8 protein-coding genes are annotated in these 8,494 nt (G+C 75.7%); 1 reads left to right on the plus strand and 7 read right to left on the minus strand.

Features of this window, described 5'->3' with window-relative positions; translation table 11 throughout:
* Together E6J59_00515 and E6J59_00520 are read right to left on the minus strand one after the other, a co-directional pair.
* Positions 1-225, minus strand: a 225-nt coding sequence (locus E6J59_00515; GenBank protein TMB24271.1) for a zf-HC2 domain-containing protein, incomplete at its 3' end; no start/stop codon positions are given.
* Complete coding sequence (locus E6J59_00520; protein TMB24272.1) at positions 218-1,066, minus strand: hypothetical protein; 849 nt, start codon at positions 1,064-1,066, stop codon at positions 218-220. The genes E6J59_00515 and E6J59_00520, both read right to left, overlap by 8 nt.
* Positions 1,067-1,156: 90 nt before the next feature.
* Between E6J59_00520 and E6J59_00525 the strand changes: the two genes are divergently transcribed.
* Entirely contained in the window at positions 1,157-1,432 is a 276-nt protein-coding gene (locus E6J59_00525) for a hypothetical protein (protein ID TMB24273.1), read from the plus strand.
* A gap of 33 nt (positions 1,433-1,465) precedes the next feature.
* Here the strand turns inward: E6J59_00525 and malQ are convergent, their stop codons facing one another.
* From malQ to E6J59_00550, 5 genes are all read right to left on the minus strand, one after another.
* Positions 1,466-3,010, minus strand: a complete 1,545-nt coding sequence (gene malQ / locus E6J59_00530; GenBank protein ID TMB24274.1) for a 4-alpha-glucanotransferase — start codon at positions 3,008-3,010, stop codon at positions 1,466-1,468.
* Positions 2,997-3,764, minus strand: coding sequence for an SDR family NAD(P)-dependent oxidoreductase (locus E6J59_00535; protein ID TMB24275.1), 768 nt, complete (start codon positions 3,762-3,764; stop codon positions 2,997-2,999). The genes malQ and E6J59_00535 overlap by 14 nt, the downstream gene beginning before the upstream one ends.
* Positions 3,765-3,833: 69 nt before the next feature.
* Positions 3,834-5,141, minus strand: a complete 1,308-nt coding sequence (locus E6J59_00540; GenBank protein TMB24276.1) for an ATP-binding cassette domain-containing protein — start codon at positions 5,139-5,141, stop codon at positions 3,834-3,836.
* 4 nt (positions 5,142-5,145) lie between these two features.
* On the minus strand, positions 5,146-7,695 hold the full coding sequence (locus E6J59_00545; GenBank protein ID TMB24277.1) for an ABC transporter permease: 2,550 nt from the start codon (positions 7,693-7,695) through the stop codon (positions 5,146-5,148).
* Positions 7,696-8,494 (minus strand): hypothetical protein (locus E6J59_00550; protein ID TMB24278.1); only part of this gene is annotated, 799 nt, incomplete at its 5' end.

Here is an 8,494-nt window from a genome sequence, read left to right on the forward strand (position 1 = left end):
AGGGGTCCGAGGCAAGCCCACCGGGCGATCGAACACGTCGCGCAGGCACGCGACGCAGCCGTCGGCGAGGTGCGCGCGCACGACCTCGCACCCGGCCTCGTCCAGGGTGCCGGCCGCGTAGCCGGCCAGGAGCGGGCGGAGCTCCTCGTGCGTCACGCCGCGCGAGACTACCCTGCCCACCGGCGCGCTGACCATCGGCGAGGCCGTGCGCAGTGCGCTACCCACGGCTCCGCACCCAGGCCGTCCGCCAGAGGCGGGCGAGGAGCGTGGCGCCGGCGGCGAGCCGTTCGCGCACCAGCTCGCGCGCGCCGGCGTCGTCGCCCGTGCGCCGGCTCTCGCGCTCGAGCCGGTAAAGGCGCGGCACCTGCGCCAGCGAGTCGGCGAGGAGTGCCTGCACGGCGTCCGCCACGTCCCCCAGCGCCCGCGCGGCCTCCGGGGCGGCGCGGACCTCCGCCGGCTCGACGCGCGCCACGAGCGTGCTCTCGAACCACGCGTGGATCTCGCCCGTGCGCGTGAACCCCTCCGGGTTGGGTCCCACCCAGCCATGATGGTGGCGGGTCGCGTGCAGCGGCACTGCCGCGTCCCCCGCCAGGTGCGCGAGCACGCCGGCCGCGGCGAGCGCGCCCTCGCGGGCCCCGGGTCGCCCGGTGCGCACGTCGCGGAAGGCGCTCAGCAGCACGCCGTACTCCTCGCCGATGGCGAAGGGCAGGAAGCCGACTGCCGGCGCGCTGAGCCGCCGCCGCGCCGCGCGTGCGACGTACGCCCAGCGCTCCGGGGGCAGCGGCTCGGCCCCCCAGACGTCGAGATCGAAGAAGTGGTCGGGGCGGCGTGCCGCGAGCGCGGGCGCGCCCTTCTCCACCTCGCGCCAGCGGTCGGGGGCGTTGGAGAGCTCGGCGAGCCCGTCGCCCGCGGCGCGGAACCAGGGGGGGAGGCCGTCGCTCGCCGCGAGCGCGCCGCGCGTCACGCTGACGTGGCCTTCCAGGCCCCAGCCGGCGGCCGCGCGGGACAGGGTCAGGAGGAGAAGAATGGCGAGCCCGCCGCTCACGGGCATGTCGCTGCGCGTCATGCGCCACGTCTTCTCGGTGTAGCGTGCTCCCCAAGTTTCTCCCGCACATCTTGAATCGCGCTCCACGCGTCGGCTATAGCTCCGCGCGCTATGGGCGGCACGAGCACACCGCCGATGCAGGGGTTCGAGGCGATCGCCCCCACGATCATGTATCGCTGGTCGGTCGAGCGGGACGTGTGGGTGAGCCCATCCGAGGTCGAGCAGGCGCGGGTGTACCTGGAGCGTGTCGGCGTGGTCACCTCGCCGCTGCCCGACGGCCGCTTCGCGATCGGGGGCAGCACCGCGGCGGCGTTCGAGGCCGCGCGCCTCGTGCTGCTCGGCCTGCGCCACCTGCACGCCACCCGCACGGGCAGACGCCCCGCCTGAGCGCGCGCTCGCTGCGCGGACCCGGTCCACCCGCTACCGCCCGTGGTGCGCGGCGAGCGCGCGCAGGCGGCCCTGGACCGGAGCGCCGGCGCTGCCGCCGAGCTCCTCGACGGTCCACGGCAGGCGATAGCCCCAGTTGGGCGGTCCGACCGTGCCCGGCACGTTGATCCGCTCCCGCCCGCCGTAGGCATCCGGGAACGGCAGGACGACCAGGGTTGAGCCCGCACCGTAGAGGCCGTCGAGCAGCGCCTCGTGCACCGCGGGCGTGAACGCGGGGCCCGCGCCGCCGAGCCGCGCGAACGACGGCACGGCCGCGAGCGCGCGGCGGCCGTCGTCGCCGAGCTCCTCCTCCCACCACGCGGCGAGCGCGGACGTGTCGTGGGTGCCGGTGGTCGCCACCGACAGCGGCGGGAACCCGGCCGGGTCGCGGAAGACGCCGGGGTCGCTCTCCCAGCGCAGCACGCGGTAGCCGGGGATGCCGAGCGTCGCGAGCGAGCGGCGGACGAAGTCCGGCACGACCCCGAGATCTTCGCCGGTCACGACGGCCGATCCGGCCGACGCGCGCACGATCCCGAGCAGGCGCTCGCCGAGCGCGAGCTGGTCGGATTCCGCCGCCGGCACGAAGCGGCGCGGCGCCGCGGACGGGATCACGAACTGGCGATAGAAGCCGACCACGTGGTCGAGGCGGACGGCGGCGAAGAGCGCCGCGGCCCGCGCCACACGCGCCCGCAGCCAGGCGTGGTCGTTGCGCGCCATCGCCTCCCAGCGATAGACGGGCAGGCCCCAGTCCTGGCCGCCCAGGTCGAACACGTCGGGCGGCGCGCCCAGCGAGGCGTCGCGCACGAACTCGTCCTGACGCGCCCACACGTCGGCGCTGTCGCCCGAGACGACGAAGGCGAGGTCGCCCATGAGGCGAACGCCGAGCGCCGTCGCCTCGCGCCGTGCCGCCGCCCACTGCTCGGCAGCGAGCCACTGCACGTACTCGTGGAAGAGGCCCTCGCGCGCGAGCGCGGCGCGCGCTTCGCGGAGCGCCGCCGGCACACGGTCGCGGAGCGGCGGCTCCCACGCCGTCCACGGCTGGCCCCGGTGGCGCTCGCGGAGCGCCCGGAAGAGCGCGTAGTCGGCGAGCCACGCCGACTCTGCGGCGCGAAAGCGGCGGAAGGCTTCGGCGCGCGCCGATCCCCCTTCCCACTCGGTCGCCAGGAAGCGCCCGAAGGCGAGCGCGAGCGCGCGCCGCTTCAGCGCGCGCACGGCGTCGTAGTCGATGTCGCCGCGGGAGCGGGCCGACTCGAGCCCGGCGCCGAGCGCCGGCTCGCCGCCCGCGGCGACGAAGTCCTCGACCGCGTCCAGCGAGAGGTGGATCGGGTCGAGCGCGAAGGCGCTCAGCGCGGCGTAGGGGCTGCGCTCGCCGGTGGACGTCTCGGAGATGGGGAGGAGCTGGAGGACGTGATGCCCCGCTGCGGCGAGCCAGCGGCAGAAGCCCGGCAGGTGGCCGATCTCGCCGATGCCCCAGTCGCGGCGGCCGCGCAGCGCGAAGAGCGGGCAGAGGATGCCCGCCGCACGCTCAGCGGCGGACACGGCTCTCGGCGACGCCGTGGCGGCGGCGAAGGTCGGTGATGCCGAGCACCTGCCCCGTGAACTCCGGCGGCTGGGCGAGCATCCAGAGCGCGCCCTCGGCGCCCACCTCGGTCGGCTCCCAGTCCGACTTGTCGAGCTCGGGGGCGTTGTGGACGAAGCCCTCGGAGGCGATCGGCACGTCGATGCGGAAGCAGTTGACGGCGATGCCGTGCGCCCGGACGTTCTCGGAGACCCCGGTGGTCAGGCGCTCGAGACCCGCCTTCGACACGCCGTAGACGAGGAGGCCGGGGACCGCCATCAGCGAGGCGGCCGAGGAGACGTTCAGGATCGCGCCCCGCCGGCGCGCGATCATGCCCGGGAGCGCGGCCTTGATGGCGAGCACCGGCGCGCGCAGGTTCACCTCCATCACCAGGTCCCAGCGCTTCATGGCGAGGTCGATGTCGCCCGGGAAGGTGATCGCCGCGTTGTTCACCAGCACGTCGAGCCGGCCGAAGTGCCGCATCGTGCGTGCCACCATCGCCTCGACCTCGGCCGGCTGGGAGAGGTCGGTCGGCACGGCGAGGGCGCGCCGCCCGCGGGCCTCGACCTCGCGCGCCGTGGCGTCGATGGTGCCCGGGAGCTTGAGCGGGTTGTGGTCGGTCGCCCGCGCGGCGCATCCGACGTCCGCGCCGGCCTCGGCGAGCGCAAGCGCGATGGCGCGCCCGACGCCGCGGCTCGCACCCGTCACCAGCGCCACCGCGCCGCGGAGATCCACCGCGGTCGCATATCATGGCGGCGAGGCCGCCCCAAGGGCGCGCCCCAGCGCTAGCGGAAATGCTCGCTCCTAGACCACCGACGCGGGACGGATCGACGGTGACCCACCGCGAGGCAGGGAAAGGACGCGGCCGGACGGGGCCGGGGCGGTGCCGCTGCCCCGCGCCGACGCGCGCGCCGGGTCGCTTCCCCGCCACTCCACCCCGAACACCCGCTGCAACCCGGAGAGCCCCTTCAGCTCCACCTCCCGCTCGCCGTCGAAGGCGAACTCCTCCGTGCCCCCGGTGAGCTCCCGCACCAGCGACGACACCAGGATCTCCCCGCTCCGCGCCGCCGCCCCGATCCGCGCGGCCACGATCACGCTGCGGCCGAAGAAGTCGTAGCCCTCCTTCGTCGCCTCGCCGGTGTGGAGGCCGATGCGCAGGCGCACCGGCGCCTCCGCATGCTCGTCGTACGCCGCCGTGGCGCGCTGGATCGCGACCGCGCAACGCAGCGCGCGCCGCGCGCTCGGGAAGGCGATCATGAAGCCATCCCCCTGCGCCTTCACCTCGAAGCCCCCGTGCACGGCGATCAGCTCGCGGACGATGCCCGAGTGGGCGCGCAGGACATCCTGGGCCCCCCGGTCGCCCAGCCGCTCGGTCATGGCGCTGAATCCCACGATGTCGCTGAACATGATCGTGATCGTGCCGCGCGCCTCGCGCACGATCCGCCCGTCGCGCAGCTCGATCGTGCGCTGCGCATGGCTCGCGGCGAGCGCGCTGTGCGTCACCAGGACGACCGTCAGGCGGCGCTCCACGTTGAGGCGCCGCAGCAGGTCCAGGATCGTCTGCCCGGTCTGCGAGTCGAGGTTGCCCGTCGGCTCGTCGGCGAGGAGGAGCCGCGGCTCGGTCACGAGGGCGCGCGCAATGGCGACGCGCTGCTGCTCGCCACCGGAGAGCTCGGCGGGCCGGCGGCCCGCGGCCGCCGGCGGGAGCGCCACCTGGGCGAGGGCCTCCTCGGCGCGCCGGCGCGCCTCTCGCCAGCGGACGCCCAGGAACTCGAGCGGCCAGGCCACGTTCTCCTCCGCCGTGAAGGTCGGGAACAGGTTGAAGCTCTGGAAGACGAAGCCGATCTCCCGCAGGCGGAGGTCGCTGCGGGCGTTGTCCCGCAGGTAACCGAGGTCCCGCCCGCCGATCAGCACGCGCCCGGCGCTCGGCGAGTCGAGGCCCGCGATCAGGTTGAGCAGCGTGCTCTTGCCCGAGCCGCTCGGGCCCAGGATCGCGACGAAATCGCCCGCCGGGATGCGCAGGCTCACGTCGCGCAGCGCCGCGACCGACGCGGGGCCGCCGCCGTATTGCTTGCTCACCTCCTCGAGCGCGACTGTGACGAGATTCTCCATCATCCTACTCCTGCCGGAGTGCCAGCGCGGGATCGAGCCGCGCGGCCCGGCGTGCGGGGAGCGTGGCCGCCACCCCGGCGACCGCCACGGTGAGCGCGACGAGCACGGGCAGCTCCCGGTACGGGAGGTGGAGCTCGAGCACCCAGCCGAGGAGGTACGGTAATGTCTGCTCGACCCACAGCGCGGCGAGGCCGACGCCCGAGGCCAGCGCGAGCACGAGGCCGAGCGCGCCCAGCAAGAGCGCCTCGACGAAGATCATGCACACGAGCGGCGCCCGGCGGACGCCCACGGCGCGCGCCACGCCGAGCTCGCGCGTGCGCCCGAGCACCGCGGCGAGGAGCGTGTCGGCGACGCCGAGGAGCGTCACCAAGAGCACCGTCGCGGCGAGTATCCTGAGCGGCGCGAAGGCGCGGCCGACCTGCTCCGCATAGTAGCCGATCAGCTCGCCCGCGCTCAGGACGCGGAGATCGTACGCCGGGGCCAGCTCGCGCGCGATCGTCGCGCGGACCGCGGCACGGTCGGCCCCGGCCGTGACGCGCAGGCCGACGCGGTTGACCTGCCGGTCCTGCCAGGCCCGGGCGAACACCTCGCGGGTCATGTGGATGGTCCCGTCGGGCGACTCGAAGGCGGGCGTCACGCCGCCGATCACGAGCTCGAGCGGGCCGGTCGGGGTGGCGAGCACCACCGGCTCGCCGACGCGCGCCCCGAAGTTGGCGAGGAAGTTCGCCGACACCACCGCCGCCTCGCCGCGCGCCACCCGCTCCCACACCCCCGCGATCGGCTGCGGCGCGAGCGGCCAGCGCCCGAAACCGGGGTCCGCGAAGTAGCGCGCATCGAGCGCCTCGATCGCGACCCGCCGGCCGTGGTGGGGCCAGCAGACGACGCGCGAGGCGACGACGGCCGCGACGCCCGGCACGGCCGCGAGCTGGCTCGCCAGCTCCTCGCTCACGGGTGCCTCGACGTAGCCGTTGGTCACGTGCACCGAGGTGACGACGAGGTCGGCGCGCACCGCCGCGGTGAGCGCGGTGACGAGCGAGCTGCGGAAGCTCTCCGCCATCGTCCAGAACCACACCACGCACCCGAGCCCCACGCCGAGCGTCGCCACGGTGAGCGCGGTGCGGCGCGGGTTGTGGAGGAAGCTCGCGGCGCCGAACCGCCCGACGGGCCCCGCGACTCGCCGCGCCCCCGCGCCGAGGAGGAAGCCCGCAACCTGCACCGCCGGCCGGGCGGCCAGCGCCGTGCCCACCGCCGCGAGGGCCGTCGTGAGGAGCCCGGAGCACCCCGCGGGGTGCCGCGCCAGGGCGGCGAGGCTGCCGCCGGCCGCGGCGAGCGCCACGCCGCGCAGCACCCAGAGGACGCGCGGGCTCGCCCCGGGCGCCTCCTTGCCTCGGCTGCGCATGGTCTCGGCGAGCGCGACCCGAGCCGCCCGCCACGCCGGGAGTGTGGCGGCGAGCACGGTGGTGCCGAGGCCGAGCGCGCCCGCGAGAAGCAGCGGCCCGGGCTCCAGCGCGAGCGTGGCCGGCGGTGCGACCAGCTTCTGGGCGACGGCGCTCGCGGTGGCGATCACCGGCACGAGGAGACGTCCGAGTCCGAGCCCAAGGGGGATACCGACCGCCACGCCCGCCGCGCCGACGAGCAGGCTCTCGCCGACGAGCGAGCGCCACACCGCGCCCGTGCGCAGGCCCACCGCCCGCAGCACGCCGAGCTGCCAGGCCCGCTCCTCGAACACGGTCGAGAGCCGGTTGAAGGTGATGAGGAACGCCGCCACGAGCCCGAAGAGCCCGAGCGCCTCGAGCGCCGTGCGCAGCGACTCGGTGACGCGGCGGAGGTCCGTCTGCCGCTGCGCCGGCGCCTGGACGCGGAGCCCCGCGGGGACGCGCCGGGTGATCGCATCCGCCACCCGCCGCAGGTCGGCCTCGGGCGCGACCACCACGTCGACGCCGGTGACGAGGCCGCGGCGCGTGAAGAGCTCCTCGGCGGCGTAGAGGTCCATCACCGCGACGTTGCCGCCGTAGGCACGCGCCACCCCCTCGGTGTCGAGCAGCCCGCGCACCGTGAAGGCGCGCCGGCCCGCGGGGGTCGCGAGCTCGAGCCGGTCGCCGGGCTCGAGCCCCCGGGCGGCGGCGAACGGACGGGCGAGCGCGATCGAGTCGGGGCGGGCGAGGAAGACGAGCGGGTCGTCCACCTCGAGCCGCGCCCCGTACACGCGCTCGGGCACGTCGCCCGTCAGGTCGACGCCGTACACCGTGACCAGCGTCCCGCCGTCGGCGAACGCGGCCCCCTTGACCGACGCCGCGGACGCCTCGACGCCCGGCACCGTCGCCACCGCGGCGGCGACGTCCTCGGGGAAGAGCCCGCCCTCGCCGGCCACCACCTCGAGCGCCGCCCGTCCCGCCATGGTGTCGACCACCTCGACGAAGGCGCGCAGCACGGCGCGGTTGGCGAGGTGGACGGCGGCGACGAGCGCCACGCCCCAGGCGACGGCGAGCACCGTGAGCGCGAGCCGCGCGGCGCCGCCCCGCGTGAAGCGCCGTGCCATGCGGAGCCAGGCCATCTACCACACCATGGTCACGGCGGCCGCGCTCACGCCGGAAGACGGCGCCAGCACGAGGACCTTCGCCCCCGCGACCAGCTTCCCCGCCGCCTCCGCCTCGGACATGGCGAGGGCCAGGCTCGTCGTGCTCGTGTTCCCGTAGCGCTCGGCGGTGCCCCAGAGCTTCTCGGCCGCCCTGCCCACCCCGCCGAGGAACGGGATCGCCTTCTCGACGAAGCGCTTGGTCGGCTGGTGGCAGAAGACGACGTCGAGGTCGTCGTAACCCCAGCCCGTGCGCGCCATCACCGTCTCCATGGTGGGATAGAGGAGGCTGAAGGCGGCGGCGAAGAGGTCCCGGCCGTTGCAGCGGAAGGTGCGGTCGAGGAGGCCGCCGCACAGCTCGCACGCCTGCGTGCCGGGGCGGAAGCGGCCGCCGATCGCGTGGCGCCACTGCGTGGCATCGCTCCGGAACTCGCGCGCGCGCAGCCCGCGCCCGGGATCGTCGCTCGGCTCGAGCACGACCGCGCCGCCGCCGTCGCCGACGACCAGGCTCGCCACCGACTGGCGCAGCTCCTCCATCGTCTGCGCCTGCCAGTTGATGGCGAGCGACGCCCGCTCGCCCGTCGCGACGAGGACCCGCTCGGCCTTCCCGCTGCGGATCAGCGAGTCGCCCACGTCGATCGCGTCGACCAGGCTGTTGCAGGCGTTGATCAGGTCGAAGACGCGCGCGTTGCGCGCGCCCACCGCCTCGGCGACGAGGTTTGCCGTGGCGGGCTCGAGGCAGTCGCGCGTGATGCCGGCGAAGATGAGCGTGTCGACC

The sequence above is a fragment of the Deltaproteobacteria bacterium genome (assembly GCA_005879795.1).
Classification (GTDB): domain Bacteria; phylum Desulfobacterota; class Binatia; order DP-6; family DP-6; genus DP-6.